Genomic DNA, 24,581 nt, shown 5'->3' on the forward strand with positions numbered 1-24,581 from the left:
TGGCCTATGGTCGTGGTCTGCCAATGATCCTCAACCGGAGCGCGTGATGCGCAAGGAGGTGTCATGCCGACCGTCGAGCTGTTGGGTGGAAAGGTTCAGATTTATCAACGCGGCAATAGCCGCTTCTGGCAGGCGCGGGCGTCTGTTGGCGGAAAGCAGCGACAATTCAGTACTAAGCAGGAAGGCCAGGAGCTGGCCGCCAAGGCGGCGGAGAGCTGGTACTTCAAACTGCACGGCCAGGCCGAAGCGGGTGTGTTGAATGACCGCCCGACCTTCAGGAAGGCGGCGGAGCAGTTCCTGAAGGAATATGGCGTCATCACCGAGGGTGAGCGATCCGAGAAATGGACCGAGAGCCATGCCATTCGGTTGCGGGTGCATCTGCTGCCATTCTTTGGCACGTTGCCGTTGGACAAGGTGACGCCCGGCAAGGTGCAGGAATATCGCGTGCACCGGATGACGAGCTATGCCGCGCCCTGTCCAAGCGTTATGAGCTTTCTGAGAAGCAATGGACCAGGATTGCCCCGCTGATTGCTGATAAAGTCTCTGATCTTGGCCGGACGGGGGCTGATAATCGGTTGTTTGTGAATGGAGTTCTTTGGGTGATCCGCTCGGGTGCGCATTGGCATGATCTGCCGGAACGATATGGCAAATACAAAACCGTCCATAAAAGCTTTACCCGATGGGCCAAAGCCGGGGTGTGGGAACGTATCTTTGAGGATCTGACAAGTGATCCTGATAATCAGTATCTCATGTTAGACAGTACCGTGGTTCGCGCCCATCAGCAGGCAGCGAGCGGAAAAGTGGGGCAAAGAATCAGGCTTTGGGGCGTTCCAGAGGAGGGTTGACCACGAAAATCCACACCCTCCGGACGCTGAGGGCAGGCCGTTGCGCTTCATCCTGACTGGCGGCGAGGCCCACGACTGTACCACCGCGGCTGACCAGCTGGACGGCCAAACCGCGGGTGGCGTGATTGCCGACAAGGCTTACGACACCAATGAGCTGCGCGAAATCATCGAACAGGCAGAAATCGAAGCGGGCATCCCGTCCAAGCGAAACCGCAAAGTTCAAATTCCACACGACGAACAAGCCTATAAACTCAGAAATAGGATCGAGAGATTCTTCAACAAGCTGAAACACTTCCCACGCATCGCAACACGCTATGATCGTCGGGACATCTACTTCTTAGCCAATGTTGCATCTGGCAAGCAGCATGATTTGGATGCGCTGAATGTCGATTCGTCCTAGTTAATCCACTTAATTTCAGGGGTGATTACCCGGAGGCATGGGTGCGGCGCGTACGCTTCGTCATAAGCTCTCCTGTTCCACGGCAACATCGCCGAGTTCAGGTAGAAATTCCGCTTATCCAGTGTTCGAATTTGGCCAGCCACGTCTCTTCGGCGGCGGCGTGGCGCCCGCCCTCGGTAGCTGGATCGCCCGAACCTACGGCCTCCCGCATATTGTGGATCTGGCGATGGGAGGGTTGGTTCTTGGTTTCATCTTGACGCTTTTTACAGGAAACCGCACCTCGCCTCGCCAAATAGCGAAGGCTGTGAATCGGCACCGAAGTGGGCCCTCTCCGCAAATCGCTTCAATTGCCTGAAATCCAAATATAAAAAATTGAGCGTGGGCCAGATTGGCGCCGATCAAGCCCCGCGCTGCACTAATTGTTTTTAGTATTTCAATGGGTTGCGTTGGCATTGTGAGGAGGCCCGCTTCAGTGCCGGTCCACATTCTGCTGCCGGCGTAGCGATCTGGTCAAGATTTTGTGGCTGGACGGTTAAGGTCACTGCCTGTTTACCAAGCTCCTGGAGCGTGGCAAATTCCTCTGGTTCTTCCTTTCGAGCGAAAAACGCTCTATCTGTCACATGGTAGGAACTCTATGTGGGGGGATGCGGCATCGGCATGGCGACAGGCTCGAAAGAGGCGATCCTTTTGGCCGCCAAGGAAACCGCGCAGGCCCGCGGCTATAATGGGTTGAACTTTCGCGATCTCGCCAACCAGGTTGGGATAAAGGCGGCGAGTATCTATTACTATTTCCCGAGCAAGGCGGAGCTGGGGGAGGCGGTAGCGCGCCGCTATTGGGAAGATACAAAGGAGGTCCTGGAAGAGATGCTGGCAGAGGCGGGGTCCCCGCTCCAAGCGCTTCGTCAATATCCCCAGATCTTTCGTCAATCCTTGGCGAGGGATAATAGGCTTTGCCTCTGTAGCTTCATGTCTGCCGAATATGACGATTTGCCCGAGCCCGTAAAAAGGGAGGTTCGAGCCTTCGCCGATGTGAATGTCGACTGGCTCAGCAGGGTACTGGTTGCGGCAGATCTGGCAAAAGCCGCGGAAAGCGAGGCGCGCGCGCGGGCCATCTTTGCGGCTGTTGCCGGCGCCCAGCTTCTTGCCAGAGGGCGATCTGACCTCGCCCTGTTTGACGAGCTGATCCGGGGCTATTCGGCCGCCGGACTGCTTCCGGCTTAGACCGGGCGCAGGGGTACGCATTCCCGCTCCCGGGGCCAGCCCAATGTCGCCGCGTGATTTTATAGGTTTTCCCAGCCCTGAACGGCCGGGCGAGCCAGCATGCGGTTGTGCCACTCATGGAGGGCGATCAGCTCCTCCGGGATCTCAAGTTTCACGATACTGGCAAAGACGAATGCCGCGATGACCGTAATGTCTGCCATCGAATAGGTGGTGCCGGCCACATAGGGTTGGACTTCGAGCACGGAGTTGAAGTAGTGCGCGCCGCGCAGGGCCTTATCTCGCATGCGCAGGCCCCATTCGCGGTTCTGATACATCTCTACATCCGGGCCCAGGCCTGGGGTTGCATGGTGAAAGTACACGCTGATCGCATCGAGAAATTCGATCTCCGCACGTTTGCTCATCATGTGGATGACGCCCTTTTCCTGCGCCGTTGCACCGGTCAGAACCGGCTTGGAACCGAGGCTGTCGAGGTACATCGTGATCGCCGTGCATTCGGCGATATAGCTCCCGTCCTCGACCTGAAGGACGGGCAAGGTGCCCGAGTAGTTCTTTGCCAAGAATTTCGGCTGCTTGTGCTCGCCGCGCCAGAGGTCGATGGATTCGAACCGGACCCTGTTCCGGAAACCGAGTTCGGACACCGCGATCCGTACGCGAGCCGGATAGGGACCGTTGAACCAGTCGAAGATCGTCAGCATCTCGCCCTCCAGAGTCTATCTGTCGATTGGTAGAATTTCTGAATAGAGATCTGCTCGAGAGCGGTCAATATCTATCTGCCGCATGGTAGAAATTTAGATGCGTCGCAGTTCGAAAGTTTGGATAGTGCCTCTCAGTCGGTAACTTGTGAATTAAGCTCGTGCTACGCTAGCCTGAGTCCACCATGAGTGTGATGATCACATTAAAGCAATTAGAGGCCTTCGTCTGGATCACCAGACTGCAAACCTTCGAACGAGCAGCCGCCAAGCTCTGCACCACACAATCCGCTATTTCCAAGCGCATGCAAGAGTTGGAGCGTGCTTGTGGCTTTGAATTATTTGATCGCGCCCAACGAGGGGCGAGGCTGACCCTAAAGGGCGAGGAATTGCTTGGGCTGGCCAACTCTATTCTTGGACAGTGCAGTAAGATCGAGGATATCCGTCGGGACAAAAATCAGATCGAGCGTGTCGTTCGGTTGGGGGTGACAGAATTGACGGCGATGACGTGGCTGCCGACCCTGGTTGCGCGGATAGGTGAGCAATTCCCATTCGTTACGGTCGCCCCCAAGGTTGAGATGAGCAGGATTTTATTTGCGAATCTGGAGAACGACGAGGTCGATCTGATCATTGTACCTGATGCCTTTCAAGCCAGTGGTTGTCACAAACTGCCTATTGGGACGGTGAAGAATGTTTGGGTCGCCAAACCGGGATTGGTGGGGGAGGCTGGACGTGTCAGTATGCAGGAGATGACCCGTTATCCGATGCTGGTGCAGGGCAAACTCTCCGGCTCGGGTCTATATTTGAATAAGTGGCTGCATGAGCAAGGTGTTGTATTCAACAAGGTGCTATCCTGCGACAGCGTTACCGCACTACTCGGCCTCGCTGTAGCGGGACTCGGTGTGTCTTATGTCCCTTATCATTGCTTCAGCCATCTCGTCGCTGAAGGCAAACTCAGCGTGATAGAGTGCGAGAGCACACTGCCGGCCGTGCCCTACATCGCAATGTTTCGCGACGACCGGCCGCATTCCTTTATTAAAGTAATTGCCCAAATGGTCGTAGACTGTGCAGACTTTGATCACGGGCTGGTAAGTTAAAGCCTCATTCCTTTTGGTAATATGTTTAAGTCCATTTAATCGCTTTTATGCTTTCTCAATTGGCGTTAGCTGCAACAAAGCGCCAACCAAGAAGGCAAACTATGACAGACCAGGATATTACCGAGCTCCTCACGGCCTTTGCGGCTTGTCAGGTGGCAAATGTCAGTGACAATCTCGAGCGCATGGCCGGCGCAAAGGGCATGATGCCATATTATAAAGGCGAGCGCATGTCGGGGCGTGCTTTCACCGTACGCACAGCGCCTGGAGATAATGCTTCGATCCATGAAGCGCTGGATCTTTTCACACCCGGTGACGTGATTGTGGTGGATGGGGGAGGCTATCTAGACCGCGCATTGATTGGCGAAATCATGGCCAGGCTGGCCGAAAGTCGGGGGGCCGCTGGTATGGTAATTGATGGCGCGATCCGCGACTCAGATGAGCTCAGGAACGGGAGCTTCCCGGTTTTCGCTCGGGGTGTCACCCATCTCGGCCCTTATAAGAACGGACCAGGTGCCATCAGCGTGCCGGTCAGCATTGGTGGGTTGGTGATTAAACCCGGCGACATCGTACTGGGCGATGGTGACGGCATCACAGCCTTTTCTCCCGAAATCGGTCCAGCGTTGTTGGATGCGACGCTACGTCAGCAGAAAAAAGAGGCGGATATTCTCGCGTCTATCGCGGATGGAACCTACAAGGGCGCGTATAAGCTTTAGATATATAAGAGCGCTACTCTAAGAGCCTCTCGCAACTCCCCCAAAGGAACGCGACCGAGGAAAAAATCTGGGAGTCTGATCACGCTGTAAGCCGACAGGGCCTAGCGCAATCTTTACAGCCATGTCGAGTATCAAAGTGCTCGAATATCGACCGACAATTTTTTAACAAAGCAAAACTTTCAAAGAAAGGGAGGTTCCATGTGTGCTGCGCAATCATCACCTGATAGGGCATCGAAATTTACCGACGCGGTATCTAAGGCTGATGGCCGATCGATGCTCCCTCACGCCTACTCCCGGTCCTGGCTGATTTTGGCTGTTGCATGGGGAGCCTACAGTATTGACTTGTTTATGCGCTATAATATTCCAACTGTAATGCCTCTGTTGCGTAAAGAGTATCACTGGAGCGCAGCGACAGTTGGCTGGGTTGATTCCTCTTTCCTTCTTGCCTACGCGTTGACCCAAGTACCCTGGGGCTATGCCAGCGAGAAATGGTTGGGCGCGCGCTGGACCGCGACTATCGGAACGGCCATGATCGCCTTAGCAAGCATATTCTTTGCTCTGCATGAAAGCAGCCTGCCGCTCGCGGTCGCGGCGCGCGCAATCATTGGTGCCGGTGCAGCGGCAGTATGGGTGCCGCTCAATCCAGTGCTTGCGCGTTGGTTTTCGCCAACCTTACGTGGCATGCAAACAGGGGTGTTGGCGACGGGTGGCGCAATGGGAACGGGGGCCGGCGGTGCGTTGATGCCGATTTTGGTCACTGGAAGCACGGCGGTATTCGGCTTAAGCGCTATCGGTAGCGGCTTTTTATATTCCGCGATTCCCGGAATCATTATGATGTTTATAATTCCCATGGTTATTCGAAATTCTCCAGAGGAAATCGGCCTCAAGTCACTTGATACGCCGATCCGTAGTAGTGATGTGACTGCTAATCCAGACGAGCCGACATTTGGACGTATTATGCGAACATCCAAATACCCCTACGTGTTAGCGGTTGTTTATGCAGGTTATCAAGGTTCAAAGTATTTCATCTGGACTTGGTTTGCTTCTTATTTGGTGGCTGAATATGGATTTAAGCTTAGCGATGCGGGAGTGATGTGGGCGATTGCTGCAACCTTTCCCGCCATGCTTTGCCAGCCTTTTGCAGGGTTTATTTCGGATAAAATGGGCAGAGTAAGAGCGCTTTCGGCATCTTTACTTGCTACAACCGGACTTGCGATATGTCTTATTATTCTCTCCACGCTTGGAGCCCGCGCCGTCCCGGTTTTCGTGCTGATGGTTATAATCGTGCTTTTTTCTATGTTCGTTAATATGTGGGTATTGGTCTGGCCATTTACCACAATCATGTTTCCGACTTCAGCCGGCGGCCCAATTGGGGGGGTCATGAATAGCTTTGCGGCACTCGTCGGTGCCTGTGCGCCAGTTATTTCCGGCTACCTTATTGACGCGACACATTCTTATATCTCGGTTTTCATCGCTGGAGCGCTCTGTGCCGGGGTTGGTTGGTACGCGTCGCGATTTCTCAAAAATTATCGAGTTGTCTAGAACGGTCTTACGCAGAGTGTGTGTATCCGCAGTTTTCAGGGGATTTTGAACATTCACTTGCTGTTGTCGTTGCTGACGATTTTCCGATGGTTTGTCAAAAGCGCCTCGCGGCTTCGCGGGGCGGATTTTCGTAGCATGGCTTTCAGCTTTGCGAAGACTTTCTCGATGGGTTTCGGGTCCGACGAATAGGGAAATTCCCCGCCGCGTTTGATGATGGCTGACGATGTCGCCCGGGCGGAGTGTGGGCAACAGAAATTGTTGAATAAAGCGCGGCAGGCGGCACCGTTGATCAGGCCATCCAGCACCAAGGGGGGGCACGATCTGGTCGTGCCCTAGAGTCTTCTGTGATTAGATTGACGCATATCCTGCGTGTTTGAGGTAATTTGTGCATTCTTCTGGCGGGAAGTGATCGAGCAGTGACCCGATGCGCCGCCATGTGGCTTCGACGGTTCTCTCGGCGGCTTTTCTGAGTAGGGCTTTGAGCTTTGCGAAGACCTGCTCGATGGGATTGAGGTCTGGGCTGTAGGGCGGCAGGAAGAAGAGTTTGGCGCCGGCTTTTCTTATGGCATCGCGCGCTGTCTTGGCCTTGTGGCTGCCGAGATTGTCGAGGATGACGACATCGCCGGGGCGCAGCGTCGGCACCAGAAATTGCTCGACATAGGCGGTGAAGCTGCGGCTGTTGATGGGTCCATCGAGTACACAGGGCGCGGTAACCTTGTCGGCCCGCAGGGCGGCGATGAAGGTCAAGGTTTTCCAATGCCCGTGCGGCACCTTGGCGTGCAGCTTTTGCCCACGCCGGCAGCGCCCATGGGTGCGGGTCATGTTGGTTTTGGCCCAGGTCTCGTCGATAAACACCAGGCGAGATGCGTCGATTTTTCCCTGATACCGCCGCCAGCGCGCCCGCTTGAAGGCGATGTCAGGCCGGTCCTGCTCGGCGGGCAGCACGGTTTTTTTTAAAGCTGCTACCCTCAGCGCGGAAGAACCGCGACAACATGCCAGTGTCGGCGCGCACGCCACGCTCTTCCCACAGGCGCACGCTCAACGCCGCCAGCGTGATGTCGGACCGCTCCTCAATGACCGCCAGAAGCCAGGCCCGCTCAGGCTTCACCTTCGAGGGCCGGTGGCCACCAGTGCCAGCGCTGCGTCGGTCACCAACCCGATGCAGGCGCTGAACCCATTTGATGGCAGACGATGCGCTCACGCCAAAACGCCGCGCCGCAGACCGGCAAGTCTCCTCACCGCTCTCCACAACCGAAATCACGCGTTCACGAAGATCAGAAGAATAGGCTCGAGGCATCAGCACTGGCCTCCTCAACCAGCCCAAATCATGAATCACATCAGCCCCGCGTCGGTAAAGAGATACGATTCAAGCTATTCGCAGAGGACTCTAAGCGGGCCAGGAAGGTTGTTGTTTTCCGGGGCCGAAGGGAGCGTGGCCGATCAGCCGTTGCCCTCGCGCCGTAGGGCACAGTAGTCGGGTTATGTTGGTCTTGGTTCAGGTCTCGTTCAAGAAGATTACGGGCCGTGAGTCGAGTTTCGACTTTGCCTCGTCCTGCAGCCGGCGCGCTTCGGCGGCATCAACGCGTAGCCGTTTGGCAGCGATCAGCGTCTTTTTTGAGTGTCAGATCGAGTGCTTTCAGCCTTTTCAATGTCGTTGTGGTGCTGAGTGAAGTGCCAAGCTTCGTGCCAGCCCAGTCCACCAGTTCCACCAACGTCGTATCGGGTGACGCCCGCACACGCGCACATAACTCGGCACCATGCCCCGCGAGCTTGACAGGCGTATGTGAGCGTTGTGCGCTGGCGCAAAGATCACCTTGGCGGACCCAGCGTTTCCTGCCATGATGACGTAGGAACAGCCGAGCGGCCACGTGCCGCCAAAACGCGATCACTCAAATCCTGCGAGTAGGCCTACCCGCTACGATAACCCATGGATGGTCTCCGGTTTCAATCGGAAACCTATGAATCAGAAAATAGGACCGCGCCGGATATCCCGATTCCAGTCAGATTCAAACCGCTCTAAATCGATCGTAAAGCGCCTGAGCGGGCGCATGGAGCGCCCGCTTTGGTCCGAGGTTTCACTGATATCACTCGGGATAGTGGAAAGCCTATAATCTTTCCGCTATCCCCGCAGAGGACGCGACGTTTTGTTGACCGCGATCAAATCGTACAAAGGCAGCACAAACGACGCCTGTTAGGCAGATTACTCCCGCCACAACAAAGCCGGCATGATAGCCGAATTTGCTCACGAGTATCCCGGTTACGGTCGGTGCCAGCATCGCGGCGGTTTGCCCGAGGAAATGCATGATCCCGCCAAAGGTGCCGGTGCGCGACGGGTCGATATCGATCAGATTACTCCAATAGATCGAATTCGAGGCCAGGGCCGCCGAATTGCCCAGCGCCATCAGCGTCAGCACGCCCCCCATACTATGTGTGGTCGGAATGAGCACAAAGCATAGCCCGGAAATCAGCAGCGAGGTCATCGCCACACTGTTCCGAGCGATCCGCAGATTGCCGCAGCGCGCATAGATCCAGTCCGAGATTCGGCCACCTAGCGGCGTGGTGAAGACCGGGCCAATCCATGGCACCATACCCAGATACCAGAGAGAGGAGAGCTTCACCCCATAGACGTCCTGCAGATATTTCGGCGTCCAGGCCAGTAGCATGAAGATAATGTAGCTGATACCGAAAAATCCGACTGTGTTCAGCAGATAAGATGGGTTTTTGAAAAAATCATACCAATGGCCATCGCGTTTCTGGATTACCCCGTCACGCACATCTAACGCCGCGGCACCGCTGCGGATTTCTGCCAGTTCCGCTTTGGAGACGTGAGGGTGCTGCTCGGGAATGTCGGTGAAGATCCGGCTGAAGATCAGGGCCCAGACAATTCCAACAGCGCCCAGCACGATGAGCAGTGTACGCCAATCGGATATCGTCAATAATGCCACCGCCACCGGTGCGGTGATGACAGAGCCAAGCGGTGTGCCGATCAAGGTGATAGAGGACGTGAAGGTGCGCTCTCCCGGCGCCACCCAATTCGCCAGAGTTCGGCTCATGGTCACGAAAGAGGGGCCTTCGGCAAATCCAAACAGCACGCGCACCACAAAGAACCCCGCCATGGCGGAGCCGCCAAAAACCGCCATGCCAATATTGCCGGCATAGGCCGTCAGCGCCTCACAAAGTGACCAAAGCACAACAAAACTCAGCCAGACGAAGCGTGGCCCTTTCTTGTCGGCCAAAGCCCCGCCGAACAGTCCGCCAAAGATATAGCCATAGCCAAAAAATCCTTGAATCGCACCCCATTGCGCTGGGTTGAACCCGAATTCGGCGATGATGCTCTTTTGCGCGTAGGCCAAAGCACCACGGTCGACATAATTGATCGACATGACAAACAGCACCATTGCGATGATGAGATATCTATATTTTTTTATCTGCATTTGAATTCCTCCCGACGACATTTTATCGTCGTTCATTTGTTTTCGGTTAGCCGGGGCCAGTCTGATGGAAGCCTAAGCCGGTCTTCATGACTAGGAAAATCCGTAGATTTGGCGTGGGTTTTCGACCAGAATGAGGTTTCTTTGCCGCTCATCAGGCACCCAACTGCCGAGTAGATCCAGAATATCTGCATCGTTCGGCTTGTCATCCAAAGGCTCAGTCGCGTGCGGCCAGTCGCTACCCCAGAGCATGCGTTCTGGGGCAACCTGAACCAGGCTACTGACCACCGTACCGACATCCTCATAGCGCGGCGCTCTTGCATGGCTATCAATGTAGGGCGCAGAAAGCTTTACCCAGCTTCGCCCCTTTTCCAAAAATGCACAGATAAATTTATAAATCGTCCCATTGACACCCAGCGGCTGCTCAATCCGGGCGATATGGTCAAATACCAACCGACTTTGCAGTCGCACCAGCAAAGGCTGCGCTGTGAGCAAAATTTCGGCGGGCAATTGCAGCTGGCAATGCCAGCCCAACGCATCAACCCGGGCGGAAAGGCGTTCCAACGTATCCAAGCTTGTCGCACCGGCCTGTGCGAGATTGAACCGTATTCCGCGAACACCGCGCTGGTGCATGTCTTCCAGTTCGGCATCGCTCACGGCGGGGTTAACCACTGCGATCATGCGATAATCCGCACTCCCCAACTTCTCCATCAAGCCGAGATAAGCGCGATTATCGGTGCCATAAGTCGAAGGCTGAACGAGTACACCGCGCGACAAGCCAAGCCTTTTCTGCAAAACGCGATAGGCCGCAATGCTTGCTGGCGGCGGGCGCAGCATTGCGTTGACGGCAACTGGAAAGTCGGCTGAAAAGATATGGAAATGGCAATCCACCGCCTTCGCCGGAACAGCTAATTGTGGCTTGTTCTGTCCGGAGGACCAAAGCGGTGCATCTTCATGCGATGCAGACAAGGCGGTTTTGGTCTCGAAGTCGGGTGACATTTGCACGAAACAACTCCCCGGCGGTTTAATGAAAAACAGCCTTTGTCGATGGTGTCACACGACGGCAGGCGAAGCCTGCGTCACGCGCGCGCTGCTGATCAAGAGCGTCAGCGCGTCCGCCACAGAAATATCCGGCGGCAAATGCAGATCCGCAAAAGCCTTGCGACTGCGGTCAAACAGGCTTTTCACACCGATGGTCACACGCGGCTCAAACCCCGCCGTCGTCAACTCCGCTTCCGCACTTTCAACCTCATGAAAGCGCCGCTCCGCATGGAGCACATGGGTGCGCGCCAGCATATCCAAGAAAGTCGGCAGATCCGCTTCGTTAAAATCCGCGAGGTTTTCATAAAGCTTTTTTTTCAGGCCAGCACTTTCGGCAAGAGTCAAGGTTTCGACCGTCAGCGCCTCCAGCCCCTTCATGAAAATGCTTCGCAACAATTTCAATGTTACTGCATCGCCTGGCTGCCCGTCTTCAATCACGCGGATATTGCTATTCAAAACCGACAGCGTCCGCGCTACCTCTTGCGCTCCATTCCCAGCGCACAGCAGCGGGGTTTTTGCGCCCGACAGCGTGACACCGCCCATGATCGCAACATCGACAAACCTGATCCCGGCCTGACGCGCCTCATCTGCGGCAACCCTGATCTCCGCCGGCGAAGCTGTGGTGAAATCAGCATAGATTGCGCCGTGCCGCATAAAGGGGAGAGCCCCGCGCGCCGCCGCCAGAGCCGCATTGCCGGTGACCGCACAAATGACCAGATCCGCTTGCTCTAGCCATCTCCCGCTCTGCGGATGCGCTACAAGCTTAAGCTCGTCAATCAGCTCATTTGCTGTTGGAGATAGAAAAGTTTCGCAGGCACCCACAATGTCAAGGGCGGAATTCGCCAACGCCCGCGCAAAACTGCGGCCGACTTCACCCAATCCAATGATGGCGATGCGCATTATCGTTCCCTAAATTTGAATTGACCAATCACCGGCCATTAAATACAATAAAAAAACATTATAGTGGGGATGTCAATCGATTTAAAATTTTTTGTCAACGTCGCAGGGTGGTTCAAGCGGCGTCGCAGTAAGTTTCTTTGATTTTGATTCGATTTTTCTAATAAATGAAGGTGGTTAACTGTGTGTCGAGTGTCTTGCGTATAGCCGCCCATCTTCGCGCAAGACAAAATTGCGTGTAAATTGTGTTTTTTTCTAAGAGGGCGAGGTATTTAAACTGTGCTTCGACCGGTAAATCTGGTAGGCCGAGCGAAGATGGATTGACATCGCCTCAACCGCTGAATCGTAACTCTGCGCCTCGATCGCGCGGACAATTTGCTCGTGCTGGATGATGCTCTGTTGAATCTGATCTCTATCATACAGAAAGAAAGCTTTGATCACGATCGGCATGTCAGTCAGCGCGCCACACATGGCGATCAGTCGGGGCGATTTCGAGGCCTGTAGAATAGCGTGGTGCAGCTTGCTATTCTCGCTCTGCAGGCGCGATACCACGCTGTCGTTGAGCTCAGGCTCGGCGACAGCGCGTTGCATCTGCGCGCAAATCGCCTTGAACTCCTCTAACTGCTGGGGGCTACGCCGCAATGCGGCCAGCCCGGCGCCATGGGCTTCTAGCAGACGCCGCAGCTGAAATACCTCGTCGATATCCTGCACCGTCCATTCGGCAACAAACACCCCACGGTTCGGCGAAGAGACAAGCAGGCTTTCTTCCGTCAGTTGGATGAGTGCATTGCGAATAGGCGTGCGGCTTAGATTAAATTCTGCGGCAAGGTCCTGCTCTTTGAGTTGAAGCCCGGGCTGGTAATGGCCCGTCATCAGTCGCCGCCGCAATTCCATATAGACACGATCGCTTGCATTCATGTTTGAATTATAGCCCGGTGGTGATGTTGCGTGTAGATCGTGCGCCCCGGATTGTAGCTTTTTCGTTCAACCAGAGTTCCGATCAGCCTGTTGGATTGAGAAGAGGGGCGGGAGGTAGAGAAGCAGGGTTAAAATCGGCCAAATTTTGAAGTATATCCCGTTTGGATGTGTCGGGGGACAGATGTTGACGCTTACCTCACTGTTTCGTTTGAATCGCACTCAAGCCGTGCGGTTGCCCAGGGCCGTGGCCTTCTCCGAGGATGTCCACGAGGTGGTCATTGTTCCAGATAGCCCTCGCCGGATCATCGCGCCCGCTGAGGCTGCTTGGGATGATTTCTTTGGCGCGCCGCGGATTGACATGGGCGAGCGCATGCGGCTGGTGGCCTAGGAACGAGATCGCTTTTGACGCTGCGCTATATGTTGGACATCGACTTCTGCATTCGCGTGCTTAGGGACCGGCCTCAGGGGCCTGCGGGGGCGCTTGAATGCCAATGCTGAAGCTTTGGCTCTCTCAGATGTCGTGCTCTAGGAGTTGCTCTATGGCGCTGAACGTTCGAATGATCCACCGCGTACTCGTCGTGAGGTTGAGCGTTTTGCGGCCCCTTGACTGTGCTGCCCTTTGACAGCGAAGCTGCGGCCCATACAACGGAGATACGAGGAGACCTTGAGCGGTGAGGTAATGTCATCGGAGCATATGATTTGATGATCCCCGGCCATGCGCAGCAGGGGCTTGGTTGTCGTCACGGATAATCTTGCCGAGTTCAGCGTGTGTTGGGGGTAAGGTCTGAAGAATGGCTGGCATAGCCGGGCAGCACGGTTAGCACATTTTTCAGAATTTATCGTAACGATCTCATTGAATTTATCGCATTATTTATCACATAAAACAAAAAGAACTAAATTAATTCAAATATATCATAGTGTTGTATTGATTGTCGTCAGGCTCATAACCTGAAGGTCGTAGGTTCAAATCCTACTCCCGCAACCAGAAAAAACAATCAAACCAACATATTAAAGCCTCCTCCGGGAGGCTTTTTGCTGTCCGGCGCACTAGGGCAGTCTTAGGGTAATTTAACTCGGCTTCCCAAACCTGATGGCCTATGGTCGTGGTCTGCCAATGATCCTCAACCGGAGCGCGCTATGCGCAAGGGGGTGTCATGCCGACCGTCGAGCTGTTGGGTGGAAAGGTTCAGATTTATCAGCGCGGCAATAGCCGGTTCTGGCAGGCGCGGGCGTCTGTTGGTGACAGGCAGCGACAATTCAGCACCAAGCAGGAAGGCCAGGAGCTGGCCGCCAAGGCGGCGGAGAGCTGGTACTTCAAACTGCACGGCCAGGCCGAAGCGGGTGTGTTGAATGACCGCCCGACCTTCAGAAAGGCGGCCGATCAGTTCCTCAAGGAATACGGGGTGATCACAGAAGGCGAGCGCTCCGAGAAATGGACCGAGAGCCATGCGATCCGGTTGCGTGTGCATCTGCTGCCATTCTTTGGCGCGCTGCCGTTGGACAAGGTCACGCCCGGCAAGGTGCAGGAATACCGGGTTCATCGGATGACGAGCTATGCCGCGCCAAACCCGCATTCGAAGAGCCAGCATAAACCCAAGGCCAAGCCGCCGGCCCGCAGCACGCTGCATGATGAGGTGGTGACGCTGCGCATGGTCCTGAAGACCGCCATCCGCCATGGTTGGCTGGAGCATCTGCCGGATCTGACGCCGCCTTACCGGACCCAGGGCAAGATCACCCACCGGCCCTGGTTCAGTCCCGAGGAATACAAGCAGCTTTACGAGGCGGCGCGGGCTTATGCGAAGGAACCGTTCCGCTCACACCTCAAGTGGAATGCTGAGCAGGTTTATGACTTCGTGCTGTTCATGGCCAATACCGGGTTGCGGCCAGATGAGGCGTTTAATCTGCAGCATCGGGATGTGACGATTGCTGAGGGCGACGGCAAACAGGAGCTTCTGGAGATTGAGGTTCGCGGTAAGCGCGGTGTCGGGCATTGCAAGAGCATGCCGGGAGCAGTGCGGGTTTACCAGCGGCTGCTGGCGCGGCCTAAGCCGGCGTTGGGCGAATCACGGCGGGAGCGGCAGTTGCGGCGTAGGATTGGCGGGGAAGCGCCCGCTCCTCCCGCACCTGAATATCCGAAGCCGACCGACCTCGTCTTCCCGGGCAATCACATCAAGCTGTTCAATAATCTGCTGGCCAGGACCGGGTTGAAGCTGGACCGGGATGGCAAGGCTCGGACCGCCTATAGTTTGCGCCATACCTATATCTGCATGCGACTGATGGAGGGCGCCGATATTTATCAGGTGGCGAAGAATTGCCGTACCAGCGTCGAGATGATCGAGAAGCATTATGCCATCCACCTCAAGAACACGCTCGATGCCACCGCCATCAATGTTATGCGCAAGCGCGCCGGGAAAGCGAAGACAAAAGCCGGTGCGGGGAAGGGCGCAAGGAAGGCGGGAGAGGGCAGTGCGGAACTGGATGGGAATGGGGCGGATTAGCGAACGGAACTGACGGAGAGCCGGGTGCAGGCCCGACGAAATAGCGAGCCGCTTGGCGGATCGCCAAAAAGCGCACCCCTTGCGGGTGCGCAATCAGGGGCTTGGCCCCCCGGATGAAAATGGTCTTGCTGTTAAAATGTTTTGGTGATCAGCATCTCGTCGATGCAGTTATTTGACGTGGCAATCTCTGTCTGAGTTGTTCTCATCTGCTGCGAAACCAATCAACGTTTAACAAAGCAGAGGTTAGAGTATTTTTGTCCGCTGGTTCGACTTACAGGATGGCGATCGTATATGAAGTCGGCCCGGAAACAGTGGAAGAACTTTGCATCGATTGGCACTTTGCCTTGGTGGCTTGGAGTGGGAGGCTTCGAGCTATCATTATGGACGACGTTAATGACGACGCGAAGGGTGTGTATCGGCGGATTGAGGTTCTGACGGGACCTGGCCGACGGCGGCAATGGTCGGTGGCAGAGAAGGCACGGATTGTAGCGGAGAGCCTTGAGCCTGGCCGACGCGTTGCTGAGGTGGCACGGCGGTGGCAGATTTGTCCTCAACAATTGTTTGGCTGGCGGCGAGCGGCGCGCCTTGCTGGAATGGTGTTGGTGGGCGAGGCGGAGGCTGGCGATGTTCCGGCTTTTGTGCCGATTGTTGCGACCGAGGTGAACGCCGCGGTGGAGCGGCCGAAGGCATCGCGGGTCGAGATTGAGCTTGCCGGCGCGCTTGTGCGTGTCCCGCCGGATCTGGATGCAGATCAGCTCGCCATGGTGTTGCGTGCGGTGCGCAATTCAGGGCGGCGGTCATGATCGGCATCCCGTCGGGGACGCGGATTCTGATCGCGACGCGCCCAGTTGATTTCCGCAAGGGGACTTACGGCCTCGCGGCACTGGCCGCGGAGGTGCTGGGTGAGGATCCGTTCTCCGGCACGGTCGTGGTATTTCGTGCAAAGCGCAGCGACAGGTTGAAGCTTCTGGTTTGGGATGGCAGCGGCCTGGTGCTGATCTGGAAGCAGTTGCGCGATGGGAATTTCCGCTGGCCGCCGGTTGCCGACGGCGTGATGCGGCTCACCCCGGTGGAGATGGCCGCACTGCTCGACGGAATCGATTGGACAAAGGTGCAAGGCGCCAAGGGGATTCCGGCGCCGGTGCGGATCGCGTAAGCTTCACGGCATGACGCATGCCGCCGAGACATCGCCGCGCCTGCCTACCGATCCCGCTGCATTGCAGGCGCTGGTGCTGGCGATGATGGCCGAACGCGACGAACTCAAAGCCGAACGTGACGCGCTGCAAGCTCACAACCAGCGTCTTGAGCATCTGCTCGCCAAACTCCGGCGGCTGCAGTTCGGCCGTAAATCGGAGCGTCTGCCCGAGGCGCAATTGCAGCTCGGCCTGGAGGATGTTGAGACCGCGATCGCCACGATTGAGGCCGAGCAGGAGAAGCAGCGCCCCGCACTGCGCGAGGAGCGTGCGGCGAAGCGGCGGGCCAGTCGCGGTGCGCTGCCCGCGCATCTGCCGCGAGTTGAGGTGACGCTTGCGCCGGAGGACACCGCCTGCCCGTGCTGCCGCGCGCCGATGGTGGAGATTGGTGAAGACCGCACAGAGCGGCTCGATGCGGTGCCTGTGCAGTACCGGGTGATCGTGACGCGGCGGCCCAAATTTGCCTGCCGTTCGTGCGCGGGCGTGGTGGTGCAGCACCCGGCGCCGGCCCGCCTGATCGAAGGCGGGCTGCCGACCGAGGCGTTGGTTTCCCAGATCGCGGTGGCACGCTATGCCGATCATCAGCCGCTCTATCGCCAGGCGCAGATGATGGCTCGCCAGGGCATTCTGATCGATCGCTCAACCCTGGCCTTCTGGATGGGATACGCCGCGGCGGAGGTGGCGCCGGTGGTGACACGGTTGCGCGAGATTGTGCTGGCCTCACCGCGCATCTTCGCCGATGAGACGGTGGTGCCGGTGCTCGACCCCGGCCGCGGGCGCACCAAGCAAGGATATTTCTGGGCCATCGCGCGTGATGACCGCCCCTGGGGCGGCACTGATCCGCCGGCGGTGGTCTATCGCTATGCGCCCGGCCGGGCGCATCATTACGCCGGTGAGTTGCTGGGCGATTATCGCGGCATCCTGCAATGTGATGGTTATGGCGCCTACAAGTCATTCGTCAGGCAAGCCGGCCAGGTTGCGCCGGTGCTCGCCTTCTGCTGGAGCCATCTGCGCCGCCAGTTCTACGATGAGGCGAAGAAGGGAACGGCACCGCTGGCCACGGAGATGCTTGAGCGTATCACGGCACTTTACCGCATCGAGGCTCGTATCCGCGGCCAAAGCCCGGACCAGCGGCTTGCCGTCCGCCAGGCGCAAAGCCGCCCATTGGTCGCCGATCTGCGCACCTGGCTTGACGAGCAGATCGTGGAACTCCCAAGCTGGGCACCGACCGCAGAAGCCATCCGCTATGCGTTCAACCATTGGGAGGGCCTTGAACAGTTTCTCCATGACGGCCGCATCGAGATGGACACCAACACTGTCGAGCGCGCGATCAGGCCAGTGATTCTCTCGCGCAAAAACGCCCTGTTCGCCGGCAGCGATGAAGGTGGGGAGACCTGGGCCTCCCTCGCTTCACTGGTCGAGACCTGTAAGCTCAACGCCGTCGATCCAAACGCCTACCTTACCGAACTCCTCACCCGTCTCGTCAACGGCTGGCCCCAGGCTCGCATCGACGAACTCATGCCATGGCGCATGAAGCAGCCCGCATCATTCTGACAAAGGGTTTCAAAGCAACGCTTACGGTGCTTCGCGATGAAAGCGAACTTCAAGTCGACTCTCTCGCGAAGAATGCCGCGGCCTTTTTTAGGATGTCACGCTCCGCCTTGAGCTTGGCGACCTCCTTCTTGAGGGCCGCAATCTCAGCCAGATCGGCCCGCTGCTGGCCATGGCCTGGGAAGGCCGTCGCAGGCGCCGCCGCCAATTCACGCATCCAGCGGCGCAACACGCTCTCCGCCAAATCCAGGTCACGGGCCGCCTGCGCCACTGATACGCCCCGCTCCGTAACCAGCTTTACAGCCTCGGTTTTGAACTCAGCTCCAAACTTTCGTCTCGTCATGAATACTCTCCGGTTCATGGGTCACGATCTTAGAGCCTGACTCTGAATGCCAGCCTTTCTAACTTTGGCGTGCGATTTTTCGTGTGAGCAGGCGGATATTGGCGAGCAGGAGCCATGCGGTAGCACTGGCGATAGTTGCCTCGAAGTCCTTGGCGAGGCGACGGCATCTGCCGAGCCAGGAGAAGGTCCTCTCGACAACCCATCGGCGGGGCAGGAGTTCAAATCCTTCTGCGGTGTCGGAGCGCTTTACGATTTGGATGGTCCATTTCCCGATCTTTTCGAGACGTCCTTGCAGCTTAGGCCCGGCATAGCCGCCATCGGCGAAGACATGCCGCAGCGAGGGATATTTCTTGCGGATGGATTTGAGCACGCCGGGCGCGCCATCGCGGTCTTGAACATCGGCGGGATGGATAACAAGTCCGACCAGGTTCCCGAGCGTGTCAGTGACGATATGCCGCTTACGCCCCTTGATCTTCTTACCAGCATCGAACCCGCGCGGCCCGCCCGCCTCGGTCGTTTTCACCGACTGGCTATCGATCACGCCCGCGGTTGGCGATGCCGAGCGTCCAGCCAGTTCCCGTGCCATCATGACCAGGGCATGATTGATGCGCGACAGCGTGCCGTCACGGCTGAAACGGTAAAAATATGCCTGCACCGTTGTGAAGGGCGCAAACTCCCTGGGCAGTTGCCGCCATTGGCAGCCACTCGACAACATATAGAGAATCGCTTCAACAATCACGCGCAGAGAGACAGAGCGCGGCCGTCCCCGTGGCGCCGGCGCAGGCATGAAAGGGGCAATCAACGCCCATTCGGCATCAGTAAGGTCGCTTGCATAGCGCAGCTCATCCCGACAGTATCGCGCACGGGCGGTTTCAGTCCAAGTCATCGTGATTCCGTCAGTTGTGGCAAACCAACAGAATCACAACCAACTGAAATCGCTCAACTATCTTTTTCGTTCAGGCTCTTATCCTCGTGTCCACCAAACCGGCAGCAGCTCAAATAGGCAATCTGCGCCATTGATGCGCCGTCGGTCTTTGGCAATGGCGCACCATTTTCTGCACCATCTTTTAACCATTACGCAGCGCTTGCATTTGCGTCCGAGCGACGAACTGTTGCCCCGTCAACTGCGCGGTGAATGGTGATATTACCTTCTGTGCCATGTGGCATGATATACAAGAAGTGACAGTATCCTCGTCCGAGTCCGGCACTTTCCAAGTCATCGCGGTAGTGGCATGCGAGCGCCTGGCCCACGGCGCGTCCATCGATGCGTATCTCAAGAAGTACTGGCGTGTATGGATTGGTTTCATCCCAGGCCCAACCTTCCACCGCCTCCAGGTCCGCCCGTTCGACATTTCCAAGCAATGGACCGTGCTGGATATCGAGTTGAGTCAGGAGCGGTATCAACGCCGTTTCTAGTTCCACGCCTAATTCAGGCCGGGGTGCACAGAGGGATAACGCATCCGGTTCTGAATAGTGTGGGTGATTATTTCTGAATTCCTCGGCATTATGAAACTGATTGCGCAAACCGGGGCCGTCGGCGAATGTCTCGCCCCAACTATGATTAGCTAGAACGCAATCATGCTTCGCTAACTCGATGGCATAATAGTCGACGATCTCTTGTGACTTTTTTTGCGTAACGTTGATGCCGTTGACCAGATTCTTCGCGAGGATCAGTTGGCCATTCAACAGCATGGAATGACCTGGTGAAACGTAAAGAGGCTGCGCCGGTGAATGCGCTCCAAGTGAATTTATCTCGAATCGAACTGGCGATTGAGCCCGACTTAAAAACTGGGGCGCATAAGTTTGACGACCGATCCAGAGGATTTCTTGGAACCCATTAAAGCGCGTAAACACGCGATCCCCAGGCCGGAGGTTTTCAACACGTTGCTCTCCGGTATCTGTTAAGATGTTTGTGCCGGTCAAGTAGCACAGAGTAATCTCTGTGCCCGCAGCGACGTCTGAAACACTAAAAGCATTCTCGGGATAGTTTCCTTGAAGACTTATCGTCTCCGTCACAGTGCCGTTGCTAAGCTCAAGCCCCACACCACTGACATAGCTCTGCGTTTCCGCCGTAAATCCTTCGAGTATGATCGTATCGCCGAGGCTAAACCCTTGAATTGTTTGCCCAGTGGCCAGCCCTGCGCTATTGCCAGCAATGAGCCAATTAGCACCGCTATCGAATGATATTGTCTCTATGCCGGCAATCTGTTGGCCGAAGCCGCTAATTGTCCCTTCGCTCGTCCCAACCGCGAGTTCGATGCTTGCAGATGGTGTCGAGGATATGTCACCTACGCCAATGATTGATCCCGAAAAGACCGCCCCAGGATCAACGATCAAATGTGCATCTCCGTATAAGCGTACGGCAATATCATACGTGTCCGATCCCTCGATGGTACCGGCATTGACTATTGTGGAACCGTCTGTAGCCAAAACACCGCCTGCGCCATTCACGACGCCGTAATTGATAAAAGTGCCAGAGCCCCCAGTGAATATAACTCCATAATTGCTCACAGGAATAAGCGGAGAGGACACGATCGTTCCCCAATTTATCACGAGCCCTGACTCGAGAGCGATTCCGCCACCGGTTCCATCGATCAATGCCGTTGTGTCGACGGACGAGCCATTAACAACGGTTGCGCCTGAAGAGTCGCCCATGTTTATGGCTATTTGGCTGTTGGCTAATATGGTGCCAAAGTTGAGAACTGAGCCGTCGTTTCCGAAAACCGCTAAAGCTTCGACGCTGCCAGTGATAATCGCTGTAGTATCAGATGAAGACCCGTTGATTACGACGCCAGTGCGGTCGATTAGAATGCCGTATTTGTTTTCGCCGACGATAGTTCCGTAATTCACAATAGAACCGTTTCCGGATATATCGATGCCGTCAGTTGTGCCGGAAATGAGTGCTGTCGTATCGGATGGTGTTCCATTCTGGATGGCTGCAGAAGCGGCTAAGCTAGCGTTGAAGCCATAAAAATCGCCGACGTGGACGCCATACCCGCCAGTGTAAAAGCCGGCGTTAAAAGTAGGCACATGCGTCGAGGTTAGTGTCCCTAAATTCTCGATTGTCCAAAGATTTACGCCGAGCGCGTTCTCGGCATAAATGGCGCTTATTTCGGATGTGATGATTGTGCCGGTAGGCGCACAATATGCCGGATTCTGGGTCGCCGAGGTAAGTGTGAGCCCTACCGTACTGTATTGCGTGATTTCGCTCATCGACGTTCCGATTTTTTCTGCAAAAATTTCAACGGGAGGTTATCATCTTATCGGCGAACCGATAAAGTGAAATAATTCGCCATTCGAGGTTTTGCGCCACGACCGCGCCGCGACACCTCGGGCCATGGCGCATATTTTGCGCCACGCCCGTGGTTAAGGCGCAAGCCTCCAGGCGGAATTTCCTCGCCTCCGCAGGCTAATTCATGCTTGAATCCGCTCATGTTCACGCCCGCCGCGATCCTCGGCTTTGTCTTCGCCATGCTCTACGTGATGTTCGCTCAGCAGAGCTTTGCCGGCGCTCCGATTGACTGGAGCGGCATCGCCTGGAGCGCCGTAAAGGTCTTCGCCTTCGTGTTCGCCGTGATCGTGCTGCTTACTGCGCCGTTCCGGTCAAGGCGTTAGGCTGCATCAGCAGCATCGGCGAAAGCCGCGCCCCCCGGTTCGCGCCGGCGCCGAGCGCTGCCACGCCCTGGCTCAGCGCTCCGGGCTGCGCCGCCTGTAGCCGCGCCGCCACATCGCCCAGGTTCTGGTTGGTCAGCAGGTTGGCCAGGGCCGTGTCATAAGCCGGGCTGTCCTGGGTCGCCGTATGACTGCCCAGCCCCTGCAGCAGGCGCAGCGCTGCAATATGCGGGCGCCCCGCCAGCGCGTTCGCCCCGGCCTCCATTGCTGTCTTGCCCCAATCGTGCCCCTGCTGCGCCTGGCGCAATGCCGTGCGCGAGTTGCCCGTGATGGCGGTGCGGGCGTTCGCTTGCTCGTTCAGGCGCTCGGCCATGCTCATAAACTGCTCGGCCTCGGCCGGCGAGTTGAACGCGGCGGCCACCTTGGCCCGGACATTCGGGGTGGCGAACATTCGCGCCACCTTTCCGCCGTCCTTTACCTGCCCGATCTTGTTGAGGACCGCTTGCGCCACCCCGGCCTGAAAAGCGGCCTTTTCGCTGGGGTCCATAGAGGCGACACGCTGCGCCGTCAGGTCGGTGTCCGTGCTCAGCACCTTCGATCCAAGGCGCGCGGCGTCGATGGCCTTGGAAGGGCCAGACCAGGCATCTAGGGCCTGCCCATAGGTCGGATTGGCGCCCACCACAGCTTGCCGGAAATTGGACCTGATGGCGTCGAGGTTTCCGATCTCCTTGGTGTTGGGAAGGCGGCCGCTGGTCGGGTCCCGCATGCCCTCAAGATTGTCGTCAAATCCCTCCTTCACTGCCGCGAGAAACGGCGTGGAATTGGCGCCTGGAATAAGCTGAGCTTTCCCGTCTGCGCCAATCTGAACGCCATAATCTGCGGGGTTGAACACCTGCCCGGCCGCTTCGGATTGATCCTGCAGGTTGCGCAGGGCCGTCGCCACGGCCTGCTGTCCGCGCGGGGCATCAAGCATAGCCTGCAGCTTGGCGGTTGCGCTTTCGCTGATGGGCGCGGAAAACGCCTGTTGAAACAGCGGCGCGGCCTGCGCGCTGCGCTGCTGCATCACATTGGCCACGAGATCGCTGACGTTGCCATTCGACCCCATGGCGCCCTTGATCGCCTGGGCCAGAACCTGCGGCTGCTGGTCCATCAGGTTCTGGAAATAGCTCGTGACGATGTTGCGGCCGGTGCCGGGCTGGTTGGCCAGACTCTCGGCCAGGCCCTGCACGTTCGGCCCCCCGGTGGTCGCCAGGGTGTCGCCCGGCCCAGCGGCGGAAGCCGCAGGAACGCCAACGTCGGCGTTGGCCGCGTTCAGTACGGCGCGCGCGGCGCGCTGCTCCACCGGCTGGCCAGCGGTCAGGATGCCGCTCAGCGCGTTCCCAGCCAGCGCGCCAGCGCCGCCCAGGACAGGATTGGCCGCCGCGCCAATCACGACTTGGCCCGGCGTGATCGGGCGCCCGGTTAGCGCATCGAAGGCCGGAACCTGCAGCGCGCCCTGGCCGCTGAGTTGGTGCTGGCAGCTGTTGTCGATTTTGAGTTTGGCGGCTATCCTGACGATCGTGAGATGGATGCAGCTCTTCGCGCAACGCTTGAAGCCATTGGCGCCGAGTTCATCCCTGAGAATGGTGGTGGGGCTGGGGCTAGGTTGAGGAAGAAGTGATATGACTTCCATTTCGGAGAAACTTTACGGGCTTCCTTCACCAGCAGGCACCGATGTCCGGTTTCCCCAACCTGCTCTTCCTTTTGTTGCCGCCCAAGGCTGTGCCGATTTTTCGAACTACAATTTATGGTGCGCACAAATTTATGCGGTAGCGACCGGAAGAAGAGTGCCTGATAATTTGTCAGTCAATTTCTTTGGAAATCTTGATCTTTCTGTTGCCACATTTCAAAACATCTCGCCTCATATAAAAAGGGCGTCTATTCAAAATCTGGCGCAGTGGTTTGGATATTACGCTCAATACTATAACGTGAATACAATTCCTCGTATTTCTGCCCTCATAGGAAATTCCGTTGCAGAAACTGGGTATTACGGCAGCCTCGTTGAAAATTTGAGTTATTCAACTGCCGATAGAATTCACTCCGTTTTTCCTAGCCATTTTGCTACAGTTCAAGATGCTCAGGCGTACGTGAATGCCCCCAAAGACCTTGGCGACAAACTTTATGACGGATTGATGGGCAATGCCGCCTTCCCAAGCGATGACGGATATAATTATAGAGGAAGGGGCATTTTCCAAATCACAGGTAAGAATAGCTATACAAATTTCGGACAAGCCGCAAACATTGATGCTCTCAATCACCCTGAGTTAGTGGAGCAGCCGCAATACGCTGTCATGTCAGGTTTCTGGTACTGGACCAATATAAGTCTAAACCATTATGCTGATCTTTTTCAGTTTGAAAGCCTAGCGGATATCATCAACTATGGGCATGTAAAATATCACATTCAGCGAAAACATAAAGGGACGAAGATGGTCGATGCAGGTGAGCGCCAGATTGTTCCGCCGGTCAACTGGACCGAACGGGATAGTATTCAAAAATCTGCGGCCAAGGCCATCGCAAATGCTATGCTAACTAATGTAGGATTTTGATTTCC

At 56.5% G+C, this 24,581-nt stretch carries 22 protein-coding genes and 3 pseudogenes; 14 read left to right on the forward strand and 11 right to left on the reverse strand.

Annotated features, from left to right (window positions below; genetic code table 11):
- Nucleotides 1-63 precede the first annotated feature (63 nt).
- From ACZ46S_RS16930 to ACZ46S_RS16940, 3 genes and pseudogenes are all read left to right on the forward strand, one after another.
- Complete coding sequence (locus tag ACZ46S_RS16930; protein WP_464062685.1) at nt 64-528, forward strand: hypothetical protein; 465 nt, start codon at nt 64-66, stop codon at nt 526-528.
- Nucleotides 474-1,228 (forward strand): annotated as a pseudogene (locus tag ACZ46S_RS16935) (IS5 family transposase). Before ACZ46S_RS16930 ends, ACZ46S_RS16935 begins: the two are co-directional and overlap by 55 nt.
- 674 nt (nt 1,229-1,902) lie before the next feature.
- Complete coding sequence (locus ACZ46S_RS16940) at nt 1,903-2,466, forward strand: TetR/AcrR family transcriptional regulator (protein ID WP_464062686.1); 564 nt, start codon at nt 1,903-1,905, stop codon at nt 2,464-2,466.
- Between the two features lie 59 nt (nt 2,467-2,525).
- Here ACZ46S_RS16940 and ACZ46S_RS16945 read toward each other — a convergent pair whose 3' ends face one another.
- Nucleotides 2,526-3,161, reverse strand: coding sequence for a glutathione S-transferase (locus tag ACZ46S_RS16945; protein WP_464062687.1), 636 nt, complete (start codon nt 3,159-3,161; stop codon nt 2,526-2,528).
- Between the two features lie 182 nt (nt 3,162-3,343).
- Between ACZ46S_RS16945 and ACZ46S_RS16950 the strand changes: the two genes are divergently transcribed.
- From ACZ46S_RS16950 to ACZ46S_RS16960, 3 genes are all read left to right on the forward strand, one after another.
- The gene (locus tag ACZ46S_RS16950) at nt 3,344-4,252 is read left to right on the forward strand and encodes a LysR family transcriptional regulator (protein ID WP_464062688.1); all 909 of its coding nucleotides are present in this window, start codon (nt 3,344-3,346) and stop codon (nt 4,250-4,252) included.
- 101 nt (nt 4,253-4,353) lie between these two features.
- Nucleotides 4,354-4,965 (forward strand): RraA family protein, encoded by a 612-nt coding sequence (locus tag ACZ46S_RS16955; protein ID WP_464062689.1) that lies wholly within the window; start codon nt 4,354-4,356, stop codon nt 4,963-4,965.
- 198 nt (nt 4,966-5,163) lie between these two features.
- Nucleotides 5,164-6,507, forward strand: a complete 1,344-nt coding sequence (locus ACZ46S_RS16960) for an MFS transporter (RefSeq protein WP_464062690.1) — start codon at nt 5,164-5,166, stop codon at nt 6,505-6,507.
- Nucleotides 6,508-6,560: 53 nt separating this feature from the next.
- Here ACZ46S_RS16960 and ACZ46S_RS16965 read toward each other — a convergent pair whose 3' ends face one another.
- The 6 genes from ACZ46S_RS16965 to ACZ46S_RS16990 form a co-directional block, all read right to left on the reverse strand.
- Nucleotides 6,561-6,815 (reverse strand): hypothetical protein, encoded by a 255-nt coding sequence (locus tag ACZ46S_RS16965; protein ID WP_464062691.1) that lies wholly within the window; start codon nt 6,813-6,815, stop codon nt 6,561-6,563.
- A gap of 40 nt (nt 6,816-6,855) precedes the next feature.
- A protein-coding gene (locus tag ACZ46S_RS16970; RefSeq protein ID WP_464062692.1) for an IS630 family transposase occupies nt 6,856-7,804 on the reverse strand; the annotation gives its coding sequence in 2 pieces (ribosomal slippage) (nt 6,856-7,461 and nt 7,463-7,804; 948 coding nt in all).
- An 808-nt stretch (nt 7,805-8,612) separates the two neighbouring features.
- On the reverse strand, nt 8,613-9,977 hold the full coding sequence (locus ACZ46S_RS16975) for an MFS transporter (protein WP_464062693.1): 1,365 nt from the start codon (nt 9,975-9,977) through the stop codon (nt 8,613-8,615).
- 54 nt (nt 9,978-10,031) lie between these two features.
- Nucleotides 10,032-10,937, reverse strand: coding sequence for an amidohydrolase family protein (locus ACZ46S_RS16980; RefSeq protein WP_464064301.1), 906 nt, complete (start codon nt 10,935-10,937; stop codon nt 10,032-10,034).
- Nucleotides 10,938-10,991: 54 nt separating this feature from the next.
- Nucleotides 10,992-11,879: an NAD(P)-binding domain-containing protein gene (locus ACZ46S_RS16985; RefSeq protein WP_464062694.1), complete on the reverse strand. Its 888-nt coding sequence runs from the start codon at nt 11,877-11,879 to the stop codon at nt 10,992-10,994.
- Nucleotides 11,880-12,131: 252 nt separating this feature from the next.
- A complete protein-coding gene (locus ACZ46S_RS16990; RefSeq protein WP_464062695.1) occupies nt 12,132-12,794 on the reverse strand; it encodes a GntR family transcriptional regulator in 663 nt (220 codons plus the stop codon).
- A 181-nt stretch (nt 12,795-12,975) separates the two neighbouring features.
- Here ACZ46S_RS16990 and vapB point away from each other — a divergent pair, with 181 nt between their 5' ends.
- From vapB to tnpC, 6 genes and pseudogenes are all read left to right on the forward strand, one after another.
- Entirely contained in the window at nt 12,976-13,182 is a 207-nt protein-coding gene (gene vapB / locus ACZ46S_RS16995; protein WP_464062696.1) for a type II toxin-antitoxin system VapB family antitoxin, read from the forward strand.
- Between the two features lie 29 nt (nt 13,183-13,211).
- Nucleotides 13,212-13,598: pseudogene (locus tag ACZ46S_RS17000) on the forward strand (PIN domain-containing protein).
- 350 nt (nt 13,599-13,948) lie between these two features.
- Nucleotides 13,949-15,292 carry a tyrosine-type recombinase/integrase gene (locus ACZ46S_RS17005; RefSeq protein ID WP_464062697.1) on the forward strand — a complete coding sequence of 448 codons (1,344 nt, stop codon included), beginning with the start codon at nt 13,949-13,951 and terminating at the stop codon, nt 15,290-15,292.
- A gap of 278 nt (nt 15,293-15,570) precedes the next feature.
- Nucleotides 15,571-16,095, forward strand: a complete 525-nt coding sequence (tnpA, locus tag ACZ46S_RS17010) for an IS66-like element accessory protein TnpA (RefSeq protein WP_464062698.1) — start codon at nt 15,571-15,573, stop codon at nt 16,093-16,095.
- Nucleotides 16,092-16,448 (forward strand): IS66 family insertion sequence element accessory protein TnpB, encoded by a 357-nt coding sequence (gene tnpB, locus ACZ46S_RS17015; protein WP_464062031.1) that lies wholly within the window; start codon nt 16,092-16,094, stop codon nt 16,446-16,448. The genes tnpA and tnpB overlap by 4 nt, the downstream gene beginning before the upstream one ends.
- A 10-nt stretch (nt 16,449-16,458) precedes the next feature.
- On the forward strand, nt 16,459-18,039 hold the full coding sequence (tnpC, locus tag ACZ46S_RS17020; RefSeq protein WP_464062030.1) for an IS66 family transposase: 1,581 nt from the start codon (nt 16,459-16,461) through the stop codon (nt 18,037-18,039).
- Nucleotides 18,040-18,062: 23 nt separating this feature from the next.
- Here tnpC and ACZ46S_RS17025 read toward each other — a convergent pair.
- The 3 genes and pseudogenes from ACZ46S_RS17025 to ACZ46S_RS17035 form a co-directional block, all read right to left on the reverse strand.
- A pseudogene (locus ACZ46S_RS17025) lies at nt 18,063-18,379 on the reverse strand (transposase); the annotation flags it as partial.
- Nucleotides 18,380-18,437: 58 nt separating this feature from the next.
- Nucleotides 18,438-19,265 carry an IS5 family transposase gene (locus tag ACZ46S_RS17030; protein WP_464062699.1) on the reverse strand — a complete coding sequence of 276 codons (828 nt, stop codon included), beginning with the start codon at nt 19,263-19,265 and terminating at the stop codon, nt 18,438-18,440.
- A 188-nt stretch (nt 19,266-19,453) separates the two neighbouring features.
- The gene (locus ACZ46S_RS17035; protein ID WP_464062700.1) at nt 19,454-21,592 is read right to left on the reverse strand and encodes a Hint domain-containing protein; all 2,139 of its coding nucleotides are present in this window, start codon (nt 21,590-21,592) and stop codon (nt 19,454-19,456) included.
- 207 nt (nt 21,593-21,799) lie between these two features.
- On the opposite strand from ACZ46S_RS17035, the gene ACZ46S_RS17040 reads away from it, so the two are divergent.
- Complete coding sequence (locus ACZ46S_RS17040) at nt 21,800-21,994, forward strand: hypothetical protein (RefSeq protein ID WP_464062701.1); 195 nt, start codon at nt 21,800-21,802, stop codon at nt 21,992-21,994.
- Here ACZ46S_RS17040 and ACZ46S_RS17045 read toward each other — a convergent pair.
- Nucleotides 21,966-23,663 carry a hypothetical protein gene (locus tag ACZ46S_RS17045; RefSeq protein WP_464062702.1) on the reverse strand — a complete coding sequence of 566 codons (1,698 nt, stop codon included), beginning with the start codon at nt 23,661-23,663 and terminating at the stop codon, nt 21,966-21,968. The two genes, ACZ46S_RS17040 and ACZ46S_RS17045, sit on opposite strands and share 29 nt — an antisense overlap.
- On the opposite strand from ACZ46S_RS17045, the gene ACZ46S_RS17050 reads away from it, so the two are divergent.
- Nucleotides 23,653-24,576 carry a glycoside hydrolase family 19 protein gene (locus ACZ46S_RS17050; RefSeq protein ID WP_464062703.1) on the forward strand — a complete coding sequence of 308 codons (924 nt, stop codon included), beginning with the start codon at nt 23,653-23,655 and terminating at the stop codon, nt 24,574-24,576. The two genes, ACZ46S_RS17045 and ACZ46S_RS17050, sit on opposite strands and share 11 nt — an antisense overlap.
- Nucleotides 24,577-24,581: the final 5 nt, after the last annotated feature.

Source organism: Acidocella aluminiidurans (genome assembly GCF_055383125.1).

Excerpts from the sequence above, each read along its gene's own strand:
- ACZ46S_RS16930 (WP_464062685.1), top strand. The coding sequence starts at position 64 with ATGCCGACCGTCGAGCTGTTGGGTGGAAAGGTTCAGATTTATCAACGC.
- ACZ46S_RS16940 (WP_464062686.1), top strand. The coding sequence starts at position 1,903 with ATGGCGACAGGCTCGAAAGAGGCGATCCTTTTGGCCGCCAAGGAAACC.
- ACZ46S_RS16945 (WP_464062687.1), bottom strand. The coding sequence starts at position 3,161 with ATGCTGACGATCTTCGACTGGTTCAACGGTCCCTATCCGGCTCGCGTA.
- ACZ46S_RS16950 (WP_464062688.1), top strand. The coding sequence starts at position 3,344 with ATGAGTGTGATGATCACATTAAAGCAATTAGAGGCCTTCGTCTGGATC.
- ACZ46S_RS16955 (WP_464062689.1), top strand. The coding sequence starts at position 4,354 with ATGACAGACCAGGATATTACCGAGCTCCTCACGGCCTTTGCGGCTTGT.
- ACZ46S_RS16960 (WP_464062690.1), top strand. The coding sequence starts at position 5,164 with ATGTGTGCTGCGCAATCATCACCTGATAGGGCATCGAAATTTACCGAC.
- ACZ46S_RS16975 (WP_464062693.1), bottom strand. The coding sequence starts at position 9,977 with ATGAACGACGATAAAATGTCGTCGGGAGGAATTCAAATGCAGATAAAA.
- ACZ46S_RS16980 (WP_464064301.1), bottom strand. The coding sequence starts at position 10,937 with ATGTCACCCGACTTCGAGACCAAAACCGCCTTGTCTGCATCGCATGAA.
- ACZ46S_RS16985 (WP_464062694.1), bottom strand. The coding sequence starts at position 11,879 with ATGCGCATCGCCATCATTGGATTGGGTGAAGTCGGCCGCAGTTTTGCG.
- ACZ46S_RS16990 (WP_464062695.1), bottom strand. The coding sequence starts at position 12,794 with ATGAATGCAAGCGATCGTGTCTATATGGAATTGCGGCGGCGACTGATG.
- vapB (WP_464062696.1), top strand. The coding sequence starts at position 12,976 with ATGTTGACGCTTACCTCACTGTTTCGTTTGAATCGCACTCAAGCCGTG.
- ACZ46S_RS17005 (WP_464062697.1), top strand. The coding sequence starts at position 13,949 with ATGCCGACCGTCGAGCTGTTGGGTGGAAAGGTTCAGATTTATCAGCGC.
- tnpA (WP_464062698.1), top strand. The coding sequence starts at position 15,571 with ATGGCGATCGTATATGAAGTCGGCCCGGAAACAGTGGAAGAACTTTGC.
- tnpB (WP_464062031.1), top strand. The coding sequence starts at position 16,092 with ATGATCGGCATCCCGTCGGGGACGCGGATTCTGATCGCGACGCGCCCA.
- tnpC (WP_464062030.1), top strand. The coding sequence starts at position 16,459 with ATGACGCATGCCGCCGAGACATCGCCGCGCCTGCCTACCGATCCCGCT.
- ACZ46S_RS17030 (WP_464062699.1), bottom strand. The coding sequence starts at position 19,265 with ATGACTTGGACTGAAACCGCCCGTGCGCGATACTGTCGGGATGAGCTG.
- ACZ46S_RS17035 (WP_464062700.1), bottom strand. The coding sequence starts at position 21,592 with ATGAGCGAAATCACGCAATACAGTACGGTAGGGCTCACACTTACCTCG.
- ACZ46S_RS17050 (WP_464062703.1), top strand. The coding sequence starts at position 23,653 with ATGACTTCCATTTCGGAGAAACTTTACGGGCTTCCTTCACCAGCAGGC.
- ACZ46S_RS17045 (WP_464062702.1), bottom strand. The coding sequence starts at position 23,663 with ATGGAAGTCATATCACTTCTTCCTCAACCTAGCCCCAGCCCCACCACC.